General features: G+C 61.1%; 17 protein-coding genes. 13 read left to right on the plus strand and 4 right to left on the minus strand.

Annotated elements, in window-relative coordinates; genetic code table 11:
* Window positions 1–6: 6 nt before the first annotated feature.
* The 7 genes from FS777_RS21610 to FS777_RS05430 all read left to right on the plus strand — a co-directional run bounded on the left by FS777_RS21610 (window position 7) and on the right by FS777_RS05430 (window position 7122).
* Window positions 7–279: a cytochrome c5 family protein gene (locus FS777_RS21610; RefSeq protein ID WP_078477785.1), complete on the plus strand. Its 273-nt coding sequence runs from the start codon at window positions 7–9 to the stop codon at window positions 277–279.
* A 31-nt stretch (window positions 280–310) separates the two neighbouring features.
* The gene (locus tag FS777_RS05405; RefSeq protein ID WP_023532830.1) at window positions 311–928 is read left to right on the plus strand and encodes a cytochrome c; all 618 of its coding nucleotides are present in this window, start codon (window positions 311–313) and stop codon (window positions 926–928) included.
* Window positions 929–1079: 151 nt separating this feature from the next.
* A complete protein-coding gene (gene dsbA, locus FS777_RS05410) occupies window positions 1080–1712 on the plus strand; it encodes a thiol:disulfide interchange protein DsbA (RefSeq protein ID WP_058638708.1) in 633 nt (210 codons plus the stop codon).
* Window positions 1713–1723: 11 nt separating this feature from the next.
* Window positions 1724–2578 carry an endonuclease/exonuclease/phosphatase family protein gene (locus FS777_RS05415; protein ID WP_023532864.1) on the plus strand — a complete coding sequence of 285 codons (855 nt, stop codon included), beginning with the start codon at window positions 1724–1726 and terminating at the stop codon, window positions 2576–2578.
* Window positions 2579–2673: 95 nt separating this feature from the next.
* The gene (locus FS777_RS05420) at window positions 2674–4548 is read left to right on the plus strand and encodes a GGDEF domain-containing protein (protein WP_058638707.1); all 1875 of its coding nucleotides are present in this window, start codon (window positions 2674–2676) and stop codon (window positions 4546–4548) included.
* A 75-nt stretch (window positions 4549–4623) separates the two neighbouring features.
* On the plus strand, window positions 4624–5412 hold the full coding sequence (locus FS777_RS05425; protein WP_058638706.1) for an N-acetylmuramoyl-L-alanine amidase: 789 nt from the start codon (window positions 4624–4626) through the stop codon (window positions 5410–5412).
* A gap of 105 nt (window positions 5413–5517) precedes the next feature.
* Complete coding sequence (locus tag FS777_RS05430; protein WP_372239206.1) at window positions 5518–7122, plus strand: EAL domain-containing protein; 1605 nt, start codon at window positions 5518–5520, stop codon at window positions 7120–7122.
* Between the two features lie 15 nt (window positions 7123–7137).
* On the opposite strand, the gene FS777_RS05435 is transcribed toward FS777_RS05430, so the two are convergent.
* Together FS777_RS05435 and algB are read right to left on the minus strand one after the other, a co-directional pair.
* Window positions 7138–8904 (minus strand): KinB sensor domain-containing domain, encoded by a 1767-nt coding sequence (locus FS777_RS05435; RefSeq protein ID WP_058638795.1) that lies wholly within the window; start codon window positions 8902–8904, stop codon window positions 7138–7140.
* A gap of 11 nt (window positions 8905–8915) precedes the next feature.
* Window positions 8916–10262 carry a sigma-54-dependent response regulator transcription factor AlgB gene (gene algB / locus FS777_RS05440; RefSeq protein WP_023532715.1) on the minus strand — a complete coding sequence of 449 codons (1347 nt, stop codon included), beginning with the start codon at window positions 10260–10262 and terminating at the stop codon, window positions 8916–8918.
* 211 nt (window positions 10263–10473) lie between these two features.
* On the opposite strand from algB, the gene FS777_RS05445 reads away from it, so the two are divergent.
* The 6 genes from FS777_RS05445 (at window position 10474) to FS777_RS05470 (ending at window position 15844) form a co-directional block, all read left to right on the plus strand.
* Window positions 10474–11295, plus strand: a complete 822-nt coding sequence (locus tag FS777_RS05445) for a BON domain-containing protein (protein WP_145254243.1) — start codon at window positions 10474–10476, stop codon at window positions 11293–11295.
* A gap of 173 nt (window positions 11296–11468) precedes the next feature.
* Complete coding sequence (locus FS777_RS05450; RefSeq protein WP_145254247.1) at window positions 11469–11759, plus strand: hypothetical protein; 291 nt, start codon at window positions 11469–11471, stop codon at window positions 11757–11759.
* A 33-nt stretch (window positions 11760–11792) separates the two neighbouring features.
* Window positions 11793–11954 (plus strand): DUF1328 domain-containing protein, encoded by a 162-nt coding sequence (locus FS777_RS05455; protein WP_023532363.1) that lies wholly within the window; start codon window positions 11793–11795, stop codon window positions 11952–11954.
* A complete protein-coding gene (locus FS777_RS05460; protein WP_058638704.1) occupies window positions 11951–12421 on the plus strand; it encodes an inhibitor of vertebrate lysozyme family protein in 471 nt (156 codons plus the stop codon). Before FS777_RS05455 ends, FS777_RS05460 begins: the two co-directional genes overlap by 4 nt.
* Window positions 12422–13151: 730 nt before the next feature.
* Window positions 13152–14480 carry a glutamate/aspartate:proton symporter GltP gene (gene gltP, locus FS777_RS05465; protein ID WP_058603696.1) on the plus strand — a complete coding sequence of 443 codons (1329 nt, stop codon included), beginning with the start codon at window positions 13152–13154 and terminating at the stop codon, window positions 14478–14480.
* 134 nt (window positions 14481–14614) lie between these two features.
* Window positions 14615–15844, plus strand: coding sequence for a nucleoside recognition domain-containing protein (locus FS777_RS05470; RefSeq protein ID WP_023532681.1), 1230 nt, complete (start codon window positions 14615–14617; stop codon window positions 15842–15844).
* 31 nt (window positions 15845–15875) lie between these two features.
* Here FS777_RS05470 and FS777_RS05475 read toward each other — a convergent pair whose 3' ends face one another.
* A complete protein-coding gene (locus FS777_RS05475; RefSeq protein WP_145254250.1) occupies window positions 15876–16898 on the minus strand; it encodes a DUF5924 family protein in 1023 nt (340 codons plus the stop codon).
* Between the two features lie 76 nt (window positions 16899–16974).
* The gene (locus FS777_RS05480; RefSeq protein ID WP_145254253.1) at window positions 16975–18381 is read right to left on the minus strand and encodes a pitrilysin family protein; all 1407 of its coding nucleotides are present in this window, start codon (window positions 18379–18381) and stop codon (window positions 16975–16977) included.
* Window position 18382: the final 1 nt, after the last annotated feature.

Consider the following 18382-nt stretch of genomic DNA (forward strand, 5'->3'; position numbering starts at 1 on the left):
GTCGGTCTGTTCCTGCCGGTTTTCAGCGCACAGGCTACACAGGATTCCGAGGTGTTGTACAACCGCGTGTGTGCGGGGGGTACAGCGAACGCCTGCTCCATGAGCCCAGACGGGCGATCGGGCAACCCGAATCCTGATCTGGCGCAATGCATGAATAGCTCGGCACGGCACAATGCTCAGGGTTTCAAGGCTATGCCGCCGCGTGGATTGTGCATGGACTGCAGTGCCGAGGACTACCGTCTGGTCATCCTTTGGATGAATGGCAGTCCCGATACATAACATTTCACCCCTAGCCGTGTTGGATTAGCTGATGAACAAACTAGTCGTGAGTCTGCTGTTGAGCCTGGGTGTCGCAGGTGCGGCCACTGCTGCGCAGCCCGTCAAAGGCGATGCCGCCGCAGGTCAGGCCAAGACGGCCGTCTGCGGGGCCTGCCACAACCCAGATGGCAATAGCCTGGCACCGAACTTCCCCAAACTGGCAGGTCAAGGCCAGCGCTACCTCGAAAAACAAATGCACGACATCAAGTCTGGCAAACGCGTCGTGCTGGAGATGACCGGCATGCTGGCCGGCTTCAACGACCAGGACCTGGCCGACATCGCGGCCTATTTCGCCAGCCAGAAAGGCAGCGTGGGTGCAGCCGACCCTGCGCTGGTCGAGCGTGGGCGTGCGCTGTTCAACGGTGGCGACCTGGACAAGGGCATGCCGGCCTGCACGGGCTGCCACTCGCCTGACGGGGCAGGTATCGCACTGGCCGGGTTCCCTCACCTGAGTGGGCAGCATGCCCAGTACGTGAGCAAGCAGCTCACCGACTTCCGTGAAGGCAACCGCACCAATGATGGGGATGCCATGACCATGCGCACCATCGCCGGGAAGCTCAGTAACCATGACATCGAGGCCTTGGCCAGCTACATCCAGGGCCTGCATTAATGCCGGGTTAATGTTGCAAGCCAAAGATGAAAGGGCGGCGCGGCTGCCCTTTTTTTTGCCCGCAGCCGTTACACTACAGAACTAGAGCCCTCCCCGGCCTGTCTCAATCCAGGTCGTGCCGTGGCGACCCATGACTGCTCAGGAGTAAAGCATGCGTAAACTGATTCTCAGCGCTGCGCTGGTCGCTGCCAGCGTACTTGGTATGACTTCCGTCCAGGCCGCAGAGCCTGTAGCCGGCAAGGAATATGTCGAGCTGAGCAACCCGGTTCCGGTTTCCGTGCCTGGCAAGATCGAAGTGGTCGAGTTGTTCTGGTATGGCTGCCCGCATTGCTATCACTTCGAGCCTGTCATCAACCCTTGGGTCGACAAGCTGCCCAAGGATGTCAACTTCAAGCGTGTGCCGGCCATGTTCGGTGGCCCTTGGGATGCCCATGGCCAGATGTTCCTGACCCTGGAAGCGATGGGCGTCGAGCACAAGGTGCACGCGGCGGTATTCGACGCCATTCAAAACCAGCGCAAGCGTCTGACAAGCCCAAAAGACATGGCCGATTTCCTGGCAACGCAAGGTGTGGACAAGGCCAAGTTCCTGGCTACCTACAACTCCTTCGCCATCAAGGGACAGGTCAACCAGGCGAAAGAACTGGCCAAGAAATATGAAATCACTGGCGTTCCCAGCATGGTGGTTAACGGTAAGTACCGCTTCGACCTGGGCACCGCTGGTGGGCCAGAGGGTGTCCTCAACGTGGCCGACCAGTTGATCGACAAGGAGCGCGCTGCCAAGTAGGCAGCGCACCCATGCCTCGCCTACGGGCCACGCGCGGCGTTGCCCTGCCCCAGCCGCAGGTCAACGAGCATCACCTGCAAGCCCCCGGTTTGCCGGAAGATGGTCGTCTGCGGCTGCTTAGCTTCAATATCCAGGTAGGCATCAGTACCGAGCGTTATCGGCATTACCTGACGCGCAGCTGGCAGCACCTGTTGCCGCACACTGGCCGAGCCAGCAACTTGCAGAAAATCGGTAAGTTGCTTGGGGACTTCGACCTGGTGGCCCTGCAAGAGGCGGATGGGGGCAGCATGCGCTCGGGCTATGTCAACCAGGTCGAGCATCTGGCCCAACTGGGTGCCTTCCCCTACTGGTACCAACAGCTCAATCGCAACCTTGGGCGCTTCGCCCAGCACAGCAATGGCGTACTGAGCCGTCTGAAGCCTCATCAGCTCGAAGATCACCCACTGCCTGGCCCAGCAGGGCGCGGGGCTATCCTGGTGCGCTTCGGCGAGGGTGAGGACGCGCTGATCGTGGTCATGATGCACCTGGCATTGGGCGCCAAGACCCGCGCACTGCAGCTGGCCTACATACGCGAACTGATCGGCGGGTACCGCCATCAGGTGTTGATGGGGGACATGAACACCCATGCCACCGACCTGCTCGAGCACTCACCCTTGCGCGACCTTGGCCTGATCGCGCCCCAGGTGGAGGCCACCTTCCCCAGTTGGCGACCACAGCGCTGCCTGGACCACATCCTGCTCAGCCCGAGCCTTACCCTGGAAAGGGTCGAGGTGCTGGCCCAGCCGATTTCCGATCATCTTCCCGTGGCCGTCGAGATCCGATTGCCTGATGCATTGACTGTGGATACGCTGCCGGCCTTGAGCTGAATCAACTGACGCCTCGCTTGCCTTCAAGTGTCCCGGGCGCGCGCCGACAGTGTGTATCAGACAGCCCCAGTTGTATCACCCGTGCGGACACAGGCATGACCGAAGAAGCCGAGCGCTGGAAAGAAAAATACCTGATAAGCATTGAGCAACAGGAGAAGCTCGAACGTCGCTGGGAAGCGCGCCTGGACTTGCTGCGTCGAGGCCTGGTTCGCAGTACGTTGGCCGCCGAGGGCAGCGACAAGGTCGTCGACCAGTGCATGAAGGAAATGCGCGAGGTCATTCGCAGTGACAATATGGATGCCGGGCTTGCCGGCCTGATCCCCCGTCTTGAAAAAGCCGTACTGGAGTCTGAGCAGCGCCGCGAAACCCGCATGCACCAAGTGGGCGATGCGCTGACGGCGCTCGTCGATCAGTTGCAAGGCCTGCCGTTGAGCAGCGATGTCTCAAGGCCCTTGAAGAAGCTTGCCAAGCGGCTGGAGGCCGGCGTTACCCAGTCTCGTGATCTGCCGCCACTGCTGGGGGAACTCAGTGGTCTGCAAGGGCGTGCGCTGGCCGCGCTGGACAGGCCCGAAGGCGGATCGCGGGGCGGCTTTCTGCAGCGATTGTTCAAAGGCCGCGATGAACCGGCGCCTGTCGAGGCCGCCAGCGAGCAGGTGACGGGCCCCGCCCCTGTTGCCGCGCAACCCCTGGTACAGGAAGTATCTCTTCTGTCTCACCACGATGGGCATGAAGGCAACGATGCGTCCCCGTCGCTGATCGAGTCTGAACACGTGCCGGGTGTCGAGCCGCCACCCATTCCCCCGGCACCTCCCATGGCAATGGATACGCCATTGCGAACTGAAGCGGATGATGGCCCGCCCCCTCTGACTGATGTGCCGCTGTCTGATCAAGACGCCTATGCGCTGCCCTACGCAGTCGAGCCGCCCTACAGTCAGGTTGCCGCCCATATCGAGCAGACGCTGCTCGGTCTATTGGATGACCTGAGCCTGCCAGATCGCCACAAGGCGCAGGCGCAGGCGATGCGCGAACGGGTGGCGCGCGGTATGAACTGGTACGAGTTGATTCCTGTACTGGATGATCTTGCCGTGTTGCTGCTGGCGATCACGGACAGTGGCCAGCATGAGTTCGAAACCTATCTGCAATTGCTCAATGAACGGCTCGAAGGTTTCCACGGCCACTTGCAGGCCGCCAGTGCCGGTCACGCCGACAACAGCAGTGCAGCACGCCAGCTGGACACGCAATTGCGTGAACAGGTGGACGGGCTGCAAACCGACATGCAGGGCGCCGCAGACGTATCGAGCTTGAAGCACCTGCTCGAAAGCCGGCTCGAGGGCTTGCTGATGACAATGGACCAGCACCAGCACGAGCGCGACCGCCGCGAGCAGGCGCTGGCTGGGCGCCTGCAGGGCCTGTCCGAGCGCGTGGCCAGCATGGAGCAGGAAGCGTTGGGTTATCGTGAGCACCTGGAGGAGCAGCGGCAAAAGGCATTGCTCGACCCACTGACCGGCCTGCCCAATCGCGCGGCCTGGAGCGAGCAGGTAGAGCGCGAAATGCAGCGCTGGCAGGAAAACGGCGGCGACCTGGCCATGGCGATTCTGGACCTGGATCATTTCAAGCAGATCAACGATGGCTACGGGCATCTGGCCGGCGACAAGGTATTGAAGATCGTGGCCGATCAGTTGCGCAAACGGCTGCGGGGCCAGGATTTCATTGCCCGCTTCGGGGGCGAGGAGTTCGTGTTGCTGCTGCCCGACACCTCGCCGGCGGACGCATTACAGGTCGTCGAAACAATGCGCCTTGCCGTAGAGGCCTGCCCGTTTCACTTCAAGGGAGAGCGGGTGGTAGTGTCCACGTCCATCGGCCTGAGCGCCTTCAGGCCCGGCGAGGTGGCCGATCAGGTGCTCAAGCGTGCCGACGCAGCGCTTTACCGTGCCAAGCAACGGGGGCGCAATTGCGTGGAGCAGAACTGACCGGGGCCTGGCAAGGGCGAGCGCAGATGCGGGGAGACCGTTATACTGTAGCGCTCATTCGCTGAGGCCACTGCCGTGCTTTCCACGCTGAAAAAAACACTGATCACCTTACTGCTGCTGACTGTCGCTGGTTGTTCGACGGGCTTGCGCATTGACCGCAGCCACCCGTCAGCCAACCACGACAACCGCATTCAGTTCGTGGTGCTGCACTATACCAATGCTTCGCTGGAGCGCTCGTTGGCGTTGCTGACCCACGGCGAGGTCAGCAGCCACTACCTGATCGGTGATGGCCCCGCCACTGTCTACCAGTTGGTGGATGAAAGCAGGCGAGCCTGGCACGCTGGCGATAGCCAGTGGCAGGGCAGAACCTGGTTGAACTCATCGTCCATCGGCATCGAGATCGTCAATGCTGGCTTTACCGATACGCCTGCCGGGCGGGTATGGCACCCCTACAGCGAAGCGCAGATCCAGTCGCTGATCGCGCTGCTCAAGGACATCGTCAAGCGTAACGGCATCGAACCACGGCACATTATTGGCCACAGCGACATCGCGCCACTGCGCAAGCAGGACCCCGGCCCGCTGTTCCCGTGGAAACGCCTGGCCGACGCCGGCCTGGGCGTTTGGCCTGACGCCTCTGCCGTGGCTCGCCAGCAGGCCTATTTTGAGGTCAATCCCCCTACGATTGGGTGGTACCAGCAGGCCCTCGCCCGGTTTGGCTATGCCGTCGAGCAGACGGGCGTGCCCGATGTCCAGACGCGGCACGTGATCGCGGCGTTCCAGATGCGCTTTCGACCTCAACGCTTCGACGGCCAGCCCGATGCGCAGACGGCCGCCATGCTCGAGGTGCTCAACCGCATGCCGTAAAGCGTTGACGGCTGGCAGTTCGGTCCTCGCCCAAGCGAAGCGCTAAACGGCAAAGGTAATTGTCCATTGAGTTGCTATACCTTGGTAATCAACTGGATGCCTTCGATGCCTGATCGCCTGACGGCCTTGCGCCAATTTTTCTACCGTCCCTGGATGCTTGCCGCTTTGGCGGCAATCGCCAGTGCCGCCTTGTTGCTGACCGCCAGCATCGCCATTGCGTTGCAGCAGATGAAACAAAGTGAAAGCGAACAGATGAATGCTCAGGGCGAGCGTTTTCTGGAGCGACTCGAGCAGGTGTTCGGGCAGTTGCGCGAAGGCGTGGACTTGTTGGAGACGCAGCCTTTGCGTGGCTGCGGCCCCGCCATGCTGACGGCCTTGCAGCAGATCGGGTTGAGTTCACGGTTCATCTACGAGGCGGCCTATGTCAACGGTGATGTCGCGTGTTCGAACCGAGGTGACGAGCGGGCTTTCGTGCCGCTGCGCCCGCCAGACATCAAGGGGCCGGTCTACAGCTATTGGCTCAATACCACCACCGAGCCCGACGAAAACCTTGCCGCGCTGATGCTGGGGCGTGGCCGGTTTCTGGTGTCAACCTCCCGCGGGCACCTGACCGATGTGGTGGATTTACCCCCGGGCGGCAGCTTGTTGGTCGTGCTGGATAACGGTGCCCGGGCGATCCCGGTGCTGGGCCCGCCCCAAGTGTGGCCACCGCCTTCTGTGTGGTCGACCAGCCACAAAACGCTGCTGGAGTTCAGCGACCGTCTGATCTATCGCATGCCCACCAAGTCTCCTGATTACCAGTTGGTTCTGATCGCACCACGCGCAAGTCTCCCCCTGCGCATGAATGGCCCCCTGTGGCTGCTGTTTCCAGGCAGCGTACTGGGTGCTTGTTGCATCGGCTGGCTGGTCTTGCAGTTGGCGCAACAGCGACGCTCCATGAGCTCGGAGCTGCAGCAGGCGCTGAGTCGTGGCCAGTTGCAAGTGCTTTACCAGCCGATTTTCGAGCTCGACAGCAGGCGCTGTGTGGGTGCCGAGGCATTGGTGCGTTGGCGTCGGCCCGATGGCAGCTTGACCAGCCCTGAGTTGTTCATCCCGCTGGCCGAAAATACCGGGCAGATCCGTGAGATCACCGACTTCGTCCTGCGACGCGTCCTCGAACAACTCGGCCCGCTGTTGCGCTCACGGCCCATGCTGTACATCTCGGTGAACCTGGCGGCGTGCGACGTGATGGTTCCGCGTGTTGGGGAAGTGGCGGCGCGCTTGCTGGCGCTGCACCGGGTGGCCCCTAGGCAGATCGCCTTCGAGGTGACCGAGCGCGGCCTGATCGATGTGGTGGTGGCGCGCGAAAACCTGCAAGCACTGCGCGCCCAGGGCCATCAGGTGCTGATCGACGATTTCGGTACGGGCTACTGCAGCCTGGCCTATCTCCAGACCTTGCCCGTGGATTGCCTGAAAATCGACAAGGCATTCATCGATGCGCTGGGCCACGATGCCGCCAGCAGCGGCGTGGCACCGCATATCATCCGCATGGCCCACGACCTGCATCTGCGGGTGATCGCCGAAGGTATCGAGCGTGAAGACCAGGCACTGCTGCTGCTTGGGGAGGGCGTGAAGTACGGCCAGGGCTGGCTGTTCGCCAAGGCCCTGACGGCCCGTCAGTTCGCCGAGCTGGTCACGCGGGATAAATTGCCACGGGGCAGACAGGCCTGACGCGCTTTGCGAGCATCAGACCGGCAGGGCCAGGTAGAACTGGGTACCTTCACCCGGTCGCGAGAAGACGCCCATGCGCCCACCGTGCAACTGCACGATTTCCTTGCACAAGGCCAGTCCCAGGCCGGCTCCACCTTTCTTGCGCCCTACTTGCACGAACGGCTCGAAGATACGGGCCTGCTGGCCATAGGCGATACCCTCGCCCGTGTCCTCGACACTGATGATCACGCGTTCGGCATGGCGCCGCGCATGCAGGCGGATGCGCCCGCCCTGTGGGGTATGCCTGACCGCGTTGTGCAGCAGGTTGTCCAACACACGGTCGAGCTGGGCAACGTCAGCCTGAATGCGTGGCAATGGCGGTTCCAGGGCCAGGACCAGTTCGATCTGCTTCTGGCCCGCCTGGTCGGCGAAGCGTAATTGCGCCCGCTCCAGCAGTTCATCGACGGCGCAGGGCGCCAGGTCGAGCTTTTGCAGGCCGCTTTGATAGCGGCTGAAGTTGAGCAGGTCATTGATCAACTGGGTCAGGCGCTGCATTTCTTCGCCGATGGTTTCCAGCAGATCGTACTCACGCGCTTCTTCGGGAAACTTGACCCGTTCGCGCAGCAGGCCGAACGCCATGTGCATACCGGTGACAGGCGTGCGCAGCTCGTGGGAGGCGCGGAGCACGAACTCGCTGCGCACCCGCTCGAAGGCACGCTGTTCTGTCACGTCGTGAAGCACCATCACAGCGCCCAGGATCGGGCCCTGGGGATGGCTGACGGGCGTCAGGCTATAGGTCAGCAGACGCGTTTCCTCGTCAACATCAATGTGAAGGTCGTCCGGTTGCCGGTCCAGACTGCCGCCGCGCAGCACCTGGCACAGTTGCTGTTCCAGCTCAGGTCGTTCCAGGGCTTCGGCCAGGCTGCTGCCAACACGGCTGTCGTTCCAGCCCAGTTGGCGTTGAGCAACCGGGTTCAAGTGCTCAAGCAAGCCCTGTCGATCGATGATCAGCAGGCCATCATCGATACTGTCGAGCACGGCTTGCAGCCGCTGCTGCCCGGCGAGCAATTCGTCGACATTGGTGGCCTGGTGCTTGCGCAGGGCGTCGGCCATGATCCCGAAGCGACGCGTGAGCTGGTTCAGCTCGCTAGCTTGAGTGATCGGGAGCGTGACATCGAAATTGCCCTTGCCGAGCTGATCGGCTGCCTTGGCCAGGGCCTCGATGGGCTGCCCGAATCGGCGGGCAATGTTGTGGGCAGTGATAAAGCCCAGAACCAGGACCACCAGGCCCATCAGGCCCAGCACGCCGCCGACCAGCAAGGCGCGGGCACGGCTTTGTTCTTCGCTGCGAGCGATGTTGGCCAGCGCTTGTTTGTGGGAATCGATCAGGTCGGTGCGCACTTGATTGAATGCGGCGCCCAGTGGCTGGTCCACGGCGAGGCTGCGCGAAGGCGCCGGGGTTGCGTGGTAAGCCTCCAGAAATGCCTGGTAGTGGTCGCGGGCTTCGCTGAACCCAGGCCGCTGGCCACCGTCGGCCAGGCTTTGGTCGAGCAGGTGTTGGAAATTGTCTTGCAGTGCTTGCAACTGATCTGGAGCCGTGTCCGTATCCAGCAGCAGAATGAGCTGCTCACCGAGGTTCTGGCGTAGCTTCAACCCCACGTCCAGCGAGTGATTGGTGTCGCGAACCAGCGCCTGTTGGGCCGAAGCCATTTGCAGGACGCTTACCAAGCCAAGCAGCAGCCCCAAAAGGGCGACCGTGACCAGCGCCGAGATGCTGAGAAAGAGCCGCGTGCGCAGCTTCATGGTCGGCCACTTCACAGGTTGTACTGCTTACGCTTGCGATACAGAGTCGACGCGTCGATCCCGAGGGTCTTGGCAGCTTGGTCGAGCGTGTCGCTGGCAGCCAGCACGGCGCCGATATGCGCGCGCTCAAGCTCATCCAGGCTCAAGGCGGCCCCTACACGCGGCGCGTTGCTTGCCGGTTGCTCGCCCATGCCCAGATGGCTGATCTCGACCTTTTCCTGGGGACAGATGATGCTGGCCCGCTCGATCACGTTACGCAATTCGCGAATGTTGCCCGGCCAGCGGTAATTGAGCAGCGCTGCGCGTGCCTCGTCGCTGAAGCCGCGTGCTGGCCTTGAGTATTCCTTGACGAAGCGGGCCAGGAAGCGGTCGGCGAGCGTGAGGATGTCTTCACTGCGCTCGCGCAGGGGCGGCAGGTGCAAGGTGATGACGTTCAGGCGGTAGAGCAAGTCTTCGCGGAAACGGCCCTCGCGCACCATTTCCTCCAGGTTGAGGTTGGTGGCGGCGAGGATGCGCACATCGGCCCGGCGGGTGACGGGGTCGCCGACACGCTCATATTCCTTGTCCTGGATGAAGCGCAGCAACTTGGGTTGCAGGGTCAGGGGGAAGTCACCGATTTCATCGAGGAACAACGTACCGCCGTCCGCCTGGTTGACGCGGCCAAGGGTGCTCTCGCTGGCGCCGGTAAAGGCCCCTCGCGTGTGGCCGAACAGTTCGCTTTCCATCAGCTCGGCATTGAGCGACGGGCAGTTGATGGTCACGCAGGCCTTGCGCGCACGCTTGCTCCAGCCGTGGATGGCGCGGGCCAGCTCACCTTTACCGGTCCCGGACTCGCCCAGGATCAGGATGTTGGCATCTGTGGTTGCTACCTGGCGGGCTGTTTCCAGCACGACCATCATGGCCGGGCTGTGGGAGTCCAGGCCATCCTTGGGCTTGCGCACTTCGCCTTCCAGGGCTTCCAGGCGGGCGGAAAGCTGGCGTACCTCCAGTTGCTTGGCTGTGGCCAGGCGCAACTGGTCAGGACTGCAAGGCTTGACCAGGTAGTCGGCGGCACCGGCTTGAATGGCATCGACCGCCGTGTCGATAGCGGAGTGGGCGGTCACGATGACCACGCGCATCCACGGTGCCTGAACACGCATCTGGGCAAGCACGTCCAGGCCATTGTCCTCGCCCAGACGCAGGTCGAGGAAGCACAGGTCGAACACCTGGCGCTGCAGCAGGCTCTCCGCCTGGGTGGCGCTGTTGGCGGTCGCCACGCTGTAGCCCTCGTCTTCCAGGCAGTAGCGGAAGGTGCGCAGGATCGCGGACTCGTCATCCACCAGCAGAATGCGGCCTTGCTTGTCCTGGGCTGATTCCATGTACCTGCGCTCCTTTGGGAAATATCTTTGTTTAGTGTGGGAAAAATCGGGCAAGTTGCATGGTCAATTCTGAAGGATTCTGCCCTTTGCACGCCAGCGGGTCGACCAAGAAGCTTGAATGCCCCGCGGGGCCGGCAATTTGCTTAGAGAGAGTGGTTGGCACATTGGTTGCGAAGAGTTTCAGATTTTGCCTACAGAAGGAGACTACGACATGCCTTTCGCCTTTCGCGCGCTTGCGCTAGCGGTCAGTTTGCTGCCCTTCGTCGCTATGGCCAGTGACGATCCTGTCCACGATGCTCGCCTGGAAGGTTCGCTGCAGACGGCGGTGTCCTTGAATCGGCTCCTCAATCCTAATCGAATCACCGTTAAGGTCGATGGGGCGTCGGCGCGTTTGGCTGGGGAGGTCGAGAATGAGGTTGAGCGACGTTTGGTCGAGGAAGTGGCTTTGGCGACTTCTGGTATCGAGAAGGTCGACAATCAGGTGCAGGTCAATCCTGAGCTGGTCGAGCGTCCACTGGCGTTGCGCGCTTATGCCCAGCGCACGAAAGACGTGACGCTTACGGCAGTCATACGGTCACGGCTGTTGTGGAGCCGCCTGACTGAGAAGGCACCCATAGAGGTACAAAGTGACAGCGGTGTCGTCACGCTCCGGGGGCGGGTAGACAACCCCGAGGCAAAGGAGCTTGCGGGCGTCGTGGCGCGTACGACCGAGGGGGTTTACCTGGTCAACAACCTGATCAGCCTGGACACCGCAGCCATGATCAAAGCTAAAGACCAGCCTGTGGATGCCCCGACCGGACCGCAGCCAAGCGATGCCTGGATCGTCGATAAGGTCCAGAGCAGTTACAGCTTCAGCCGCAACCTTGACGGGCTGAATCTGAAGGTGGTGAGCCAGGATGGCCTGGTCAGACTCTCCGGCGAAGTCGTCAGCCCGGAGCAGAAGAATATCGCGACGGACATCGCCAGACAGATTATTGGTGTGCGTGGGGTCGATGCCGACATGCTCAAGGTGGCAACCAAGGTTGAAGGGTGATCGTGCATTTCGCACGGCCCCCCAGGGGGCATCGTGCAGGATACGTGGTAGGTCCTAATGGTTCAATCTTTTAACTCGTTGAAAAATAAGGATATTTTCTAATTTGAAAGCTGGCACGCAGGCTGCAATTACTTGTTCAAGTCTGGACAAAAATCACAGCAGGAGAAGCCGGTATGAACCGCCCATCTGTCAATCGTTTGCACGTTACCGCCCTGCCACTGCGTCAGGTCATGTCGCTTGGCATTGCGGTCATGCTGACTTTGGCAGCAGGGCTGTTCTACTACAGTGTGCAAACCGCCCGCCTGGCCGACCAAGTGGCGGCGCAAACCGCCCTGCTGTCGCAGATCCAGAACACCCGCGCCAGTAACCTCGTGCAAGCAGCCGAGCCGCTGCCATCGAAGGGCAAGGCCGAGTCCCCTGCAACCGTTGAACATGTCGTACCACAGGACCGTTGGGTGTTCTGATCACCCTGCTTTTGAAAACAAAGGAGAATCACCATGCTGAGCTGGGCTATCACTTTCCTCATCATCGCCATCGTCGCTGCAGTTCTGGGCTTTGGTGGTATCGCTGGCGCTGCAACGGGTATCGCCAAGATCCTGTTCATCGTCTTCCTGGTTCTTTTCGTTGCTTCGTTCTTCTTTGGACGCGGTCGCAGATGAGCAGGCTGTTACGCAATGCCGTAGCTGGCGTTCTGATGATGAGCGCCACTGCAGCCGCGCTGGCGGCCAATGATGGCCAGCTACGCGTCGATCAATTGCTGGGTAGCGACGCCGAGTACCGGGAATCCTGGCAGGACGCCGTAAAAGGCGAGGAACGCCTGCCCGATTGGGTGTTGAACCTGACGGGAAGTTCGCCTCAGCAGATGTCGGCGGTCACGGAAGACGGTGATAAATACCTCGTAGGCCCGCTCTGCGAAGCCGCGGACAAATGCACTTACAAGCGTTTGATCGTCGCATTCAGCTGGGACAAGGATGACGCCTACGGGATGCTGGTGGAGGTACCGGAAGGCCTGCCCAGCGACAAGTCGCCTACCCGCCATGCGCAGTATCGGTGGCTTGGCAAACCGGACGATGGCATGAAAGCCATGCTCCAGGAGCAACTCAAGCGGGACCCGAACTGGTACTGAGTCGCAAGACCGGTGTGGTTCAGGTTTGGCACTGTCATGAAATAGAAGCTGAACGGCCGTAGGCTTGCAGCCTTCTATGATGCGCCGCTCCGAGGAGGAGCAGCACATGACCAAGGGGCCGGGCTGTTTTGATCGCTACAGGATCGGAGTGGCCTAGGGGTACAGGGAGTGCCTCCACCTGTTGGGCCGGGTCAGGCAAGGCAGAATCGGAAGTTCCAGGTCAGTAGAGCCCTGAACGATCTTCAGGGTGGACCTGGCTTCCGAGGAGCCATCCAGATGGCAGTGCACGATGCACGAAATCCATCTGGGGACACATTTTGTCTCAACCGCGCGTCTTTTTTTTCGTGAGCTGTGCTATCTATATCAGCTGCGTTTGAAGCATTCGGATTGTCGAACAACCAAGTTTCTTTTACTTTCCCCTGCGACTATTTCAGCCGTTACATGGCGTTTATGTCTTGTTCGGGATTCCGAACAGCGCTCCGCAGGACGCCTATTTCCTTCTAGATACCCCCACCTTGCCATGCTCAATCGGTATGGGGTATGCGTTTCCGGCATTAGATTTCCCTTCTTCCCATCGCAATAGTTGCGGCCTTTTTCGCCGACCGAGCCCTGCGCTCGTCTGCGCTGTCCTTACAACACGTCGCTAATCGGCAAATTCACGCCGGGCTTGTGTCTATCTGCTGTCCGGTAGCCGTTAGTCGACATGACCACTACAACAAAGGGTAAAGACATGAAGAAGGCAAAACTGAGCCTCGCCTGGCAGATCGTCATAGGTCTGGTACTGGGCGTTGCAATCGGCGCGCTCCTGAACCACTTCAGTGCAGAAAAGGCCTGGTGGATCAGCAACGTCCTTCAGCCTGCTGGTGATATCTTCATTCGCCTGATCAAGATGATCGTGGTCCCGATCGTGATCTCGTCGCTGATCGTGGGTATCGCAGGGGTTGGCGATGCCAAGAAGCTTGGCAGTATTGGCCTGAAGACCATTCTCTACTTCGAGGTCGTCACGACCATCGCTATTGTTGTGGGCCTGGTGCTTGCCAACCTGTTCCATCCGGGCGCGGGTATCGACATGAGCACCCTCGGTACTGTGGACATCTCCAAGTACCAGGCGACCGCCGCCGAGGTGCAGCATGAGCATGCCTTCATCGAGACCCTGCTCAATCTGATCCCGTCGAATATCTTCGCGGCGCTGATGCGCGGTGAAATGTTGCCGATCATCTTCTTCTCGGTCATGTTCGGCCTTGGCCTTTCGAGCCTGCAAGCCGAGCTGCGCGATCCTCTGGTACGCACCTTCCAGGCCGTATCGGAGACCATGTTTAAAGTCACCCACATGATCATGAAGTACGCGCCGATCGGTGTGTTCGCGCTGATCGCGGTGACCGTTGCCAACTTTGGCTTCAGCTCGTTGCTGCCACTGGCCAAGCTGGTGCTGCTGGTGTATTTCGCCATCGCCTTCTTCGCCTTCATGGTGTTAGGGCTGGTAGCGCGCCTGTTCGGTTTCTCGGTGATCAAGATCATGCGCATCATGAAAGATGAGCTGATCCTGGCCTACTCCACCTCAAGCTCGGAAACCGTCCTGCCACGGGTTATCGAAAAGATGGAGAAGTACGGCGCGCCCAAATCGATCTGCTCGTTCGTGGTACCCACCGGCTACTCGTTCAACCTCGACGGCTCCACCCTGTACCAGAGCATCGCGGCCATCTTCATCGCCCAGCTCTACGGTATCGACCTGTCGTGGAGCCAGCAGTTGCTGCTGGTGCTGACCTTGATGGTGACCTCCAAAGGCATCGCCGGGGTACCAGGCGTTTCGTTCGTGGTGCTGCTGGCCACCCTGGGTAGCGTGGGTATCCCACTGGAAGGCCTGGCGTTCATTGCCGGTGTCGACCGCATCATGGACATGGCGCGCACGGCGCTCAACGTGATCGGCAATGCCCTGGCGGCGCTGGTCATCTCCCGCTGGGAAGGCATGTACGACGCGGCCAAGGGCGAGCTGTACTACGCTTCGCTGATCGCCGAGAAGCCTGAAACTGCCATGGTGGGTGAAGCAGCCAAACGCTGAGGCCAAACCTGTTGGACCCAAAGCCCCGACCCGTCGGGGCTTTTTGTCGTCTGTGGCATCCATACTCACGGCGAGCCGCAGCCAGGGCAGTGTTCGATACGTTATGATTCGGGCATTTTCGGGGAGGTACGTGGATGCTCAACGGCTTATGGCTCGGCTTTTTCCTGGTAGCGGCCATATCTGCCATGGCTCAATGGCTGGTGGGTGGCAACGCCGGCATCTTCGCGGCCATGGTCGAAAGCATCTTCGCCATGGCGAAGCTGTCGGTCGAGGTCATGGTATTGCTGTTCGGCACCCTGACCCTATGGCTGGGCTTTCTGAAGATCGCCGAGCAGGCGGGTATCGTCGAGTGGCTGGCCAAGGTACTGGGCCCCTTGTTCGCACGGCTGATGCCCGAAGTGCCGCCTGGGCACCCTGCGCTGGGGCTGATCACCATGAACTTTGCGGCCAATGGCCTGGGCCTGGACAATGCTGCTACCCCTATCGGCCTGAAGGCCATGCGTGCCCTGCAGACGCTCAACCCCAGCAGCACCACGGCCAGCAACGCGCAGATCCTGTTCCTGGTGCTCAACGCGTCTTCCTTGACCCTGCTCCCTGTAACCGTGTTCATGTACCGCGCCCAGCAAGGCGCGCCCGACCCAACCATGGTGTTCCTGCCTATCCTGCTGGCCACCAGTGTGTCGACGCTGGTCGGGCTGCTGTCGGTCGCGGTGATGCAGCGTTTACGGCTATGGGACCCTGTGGTGCTGGCGTACCTGGTACCCGGCGCGTTGCTGCTGGGGGGCTTCATGGCCTTTCTCGGCACGCTGTCGGCAGCCGCGCTGGCCAGCTTGTCCTCGATCCTGGGCAACCTCACGCTGTTCGGGGTGATCATCGTCTTTTTGATCATCGGCGCGCTCAAGCGGGTCCAGGTCTACGAAGCATTCGTCGAAGGGGCGAAGGAGGGCTTCGACGTTGCCAAAAGCCTGCTGCCCTACTTGGTGGCGATGCTGGTGGCGGTCGGTGTACTGCGCGCATCCGGGGCGCTTGAGGTGGCGTTGGACGGTATCCGCCATGCGGTGAACTGGATGGGCCTGGATACGCGCTTTGTCGAAGGGCTGCCAACTGCCCTGGTCAAGCCGTTTTCCGGCAGTGCTGCACGGGCAATGCTGATCGAGACCATGCAGGCCCAGGGTGTTGACAGCTTCCCTGCCTTGGTCGCAGCGACCATTCAGGGCAGTACCGAAACCACGTTCTACGTCCTGGCCGTGTACTTCGGCGCCGTGGGCATTCAACGGGTGCGCCATGCCGTGGGGTGTGCACTGTTGGCCGAGTTTTCCGGTGTGGTGGCAGCGATCTGCGTTTGCTACTGGTTCTTCGGCTGACTGGCGTTTCTGGCGGTACACGATGCGCCGCTCATGAAGCGGCGGCATCCTCGACTACCTTGAAGCGCAGTACACCGATCACCTGGCCATCCTCAGTCAGTACCCTCACCTGCCAACGCCCTACCGGGTTGGGCGGGAAGTTCTGCTTGTGGGTCCAGGCTCGATAGCCTTCCTTGCGCCCACCGTGAATGTCTAGGGCGATACGGTCCACTTCCTGCCCGTCTTTCTGCCATACATGGTAGATCCGCTCATTCAGGCCGCGCGGCGCGTTGATGGCGGTGTAGGCGTAAAGGCCGCTGCTGCGAATACGGCTGGCAGCGATTTTATCCAGTGAATCTCCCGGCTCACGGTTAATGACCTCGGTGCTCACGGCGACTTCGGTCATCCACAAGGTGGCCGGCGGCACCCAGGAGCGCAACAACCAACCCCCGCCACCGACGGCCAGCGTGATTACCACCAGGGCGACACCGCGTCGCCAGTTGCTGACCGGAAAACTGCTGACCAGGCTCGGGAAGGACAAGGCCATGGCGATGATCAGGGCCAGCTTGAAGCTTTGCGCGGTGGTGAGGTGAAGGATGATCGGCAGGGCGGTCAGCAAGGCGGCGAACAGGGTCAGGGTGTGAAGCGCCATGAACAGCCAGCGCCGCGGCGCGAGCCAGCGGTAGTACAACGGGTCGATGATCGAGACCAGTCCGGCGGCGCCCAGCAAGCCTGTAAAGATCGACTGGCCGCTGTTCCAGGTGGTGGTGATGAAGAAAAACGGCAGTACGAAGAACAGGGACTCCTGATGGATCATCTGCGTGGCATAGCGCAACAGCGGCTGGGGTATTTCACGCTTGAAGGTACGCGTGAACAGGCGGGTGAGCGTGCTTTCGAGCATCAGCCAGATCCAGCTGACCAGCAGCAGGACGGCGATCCAGCTGGCGAGGCCCGCCTGCCGGTCGACCAGGATGAAACTGCCTACACCTGATAGAAAACCACCCAAGGCAATGACGCCCGGATAGCGTTTGAGCAGTTCGATGATGCGCTGGGCGATCTTAGGTATTGGGGGCATGGGGCTGCAATGCTTGGGAGTGGCTAGGAGGCGGCCCTTGCATGCACGACGCGGGCATTGAAAGGATACCGCCGTTTCACATGTGCCGAGTAGCACCGCCTGGCTTGTCAGGGGCCTGTCGACGCCAGCGCAGAAGGCATGCGGCGAGCAGCACCCCTGCCAGCAGGAACGACAGGCCGTAGAGCTCGTCGTACCCGAGCAGCGGTTTTTCGATACGAATGTAGCCTTCATGGGCGAGCAATTGCTCGAGCGCCTGGTTGGCTTGCTCCAGGGTCACGCGCTGCAACTGACGCACAGGGCTGGCGAAGCGGCCGTCGGTGTAGTCGTTCAGTGCGCCCCAGTAGTAATCGGCAAGGGCACTGTTGCCCTGGGTTGCCCAACTTTCCTTGGCGATGCTCGCTTGCTTGATGCGGGCAAAGGTGTCCGGGTCCAGGCCCTGCTCGCGCAAGTGATCGAACAAGCGCCGCATGACCTCGATCGCCCTTCCTATATCATCGCGCTCAAGGTCGGCGTTGAGGCTGAGCAGGCCGGTATCACCGAAGCTCTCGCGCTGGACCGAGGGCCCATAGGACAGGCCATTGCGCAGGCGCAGCTGGTCATATACTGCCCAGTCCAGGTAACGGGAGAGCAGATCCAGGGTGGCCTGGTGGTCGTTGTCCAGCACCGGCTCGATGAACAGCCAGTGGAGTTTGGCCGTGTCGCCCAGCCAGCCGTGCATCAGGTCGCGCCGTTGCTTGGCTTCTTGGCTGATCGATTCCAGGTCGCGGCGGTCTTCCGGCTCGGTGGCCGGGAGTTCGCCGAAGGTTCTTTCCAGGTAGGCGGGCAACAGGCGGTCCAGCCCTCCCACCATGATCAGTGTCATGTTGTTGGCCGCGTACCAACGCTCGCGCAGGCCCTGGACCTGTTCGAGGGTCATGTCGTCGAGATTGGAACGCTCGGGGCATTTCAAGCCCAATTCCGTTGCCAATTGCTGCCCGGCGGGGTGACCGATGTCTTGCCGGTCCAGCCAGCGCTGTAGATGCCCGTAGTGGCCACCGTCCTCACGCTCAATGATGCGCTTGGCAGTCGCCAGGGCCTTGGCGTCGATCTGGGTGTCGCGAATGATCGACAGCAACAGGTCGAGTACCTTGCGCTGATTGCGTGCGGGCGCTTCGATCACAAACGTGGTGTCGGCATTGCCCGTGAACGCATTCCATTCGCCACCCAGTGCCTGCAGGCGCTCTTCGAGGCCTCCTTCGCCCGTGTCGTCCACCCCACTGAACAGCAAGTGCTCCAACAGGTGCGGCAGTTCTTTCTGGTCACAGCCGAAGTCGTCCAGGCCCACGCCCACGACCAGGCGAATAGACACATGGTCGCGTTCGTAGCCGTCCTTGAGGATGACCTGCAGGCCGTTGGGCAGCAGGTAGCCCCCCACGCGAGCGCGGTCCAGGGCAAAGGAGCAGAGGCTAAACATCAGCAGGCAGATGAACATCAGGCAACGCATG

Origin of the sequence: Pseudomonas sp. DE0157 (assembly GCF_007678615.1) — a bacterium.
In the GTDB taxonomy this organism is placed as follows: Bacteria; Pseudomonadota; Gammaproteobacteria; order Pseudomonadales; family Pseudomonadaceae; genus Aquipseudomonas; species Aquipseudomonas parafulva_B.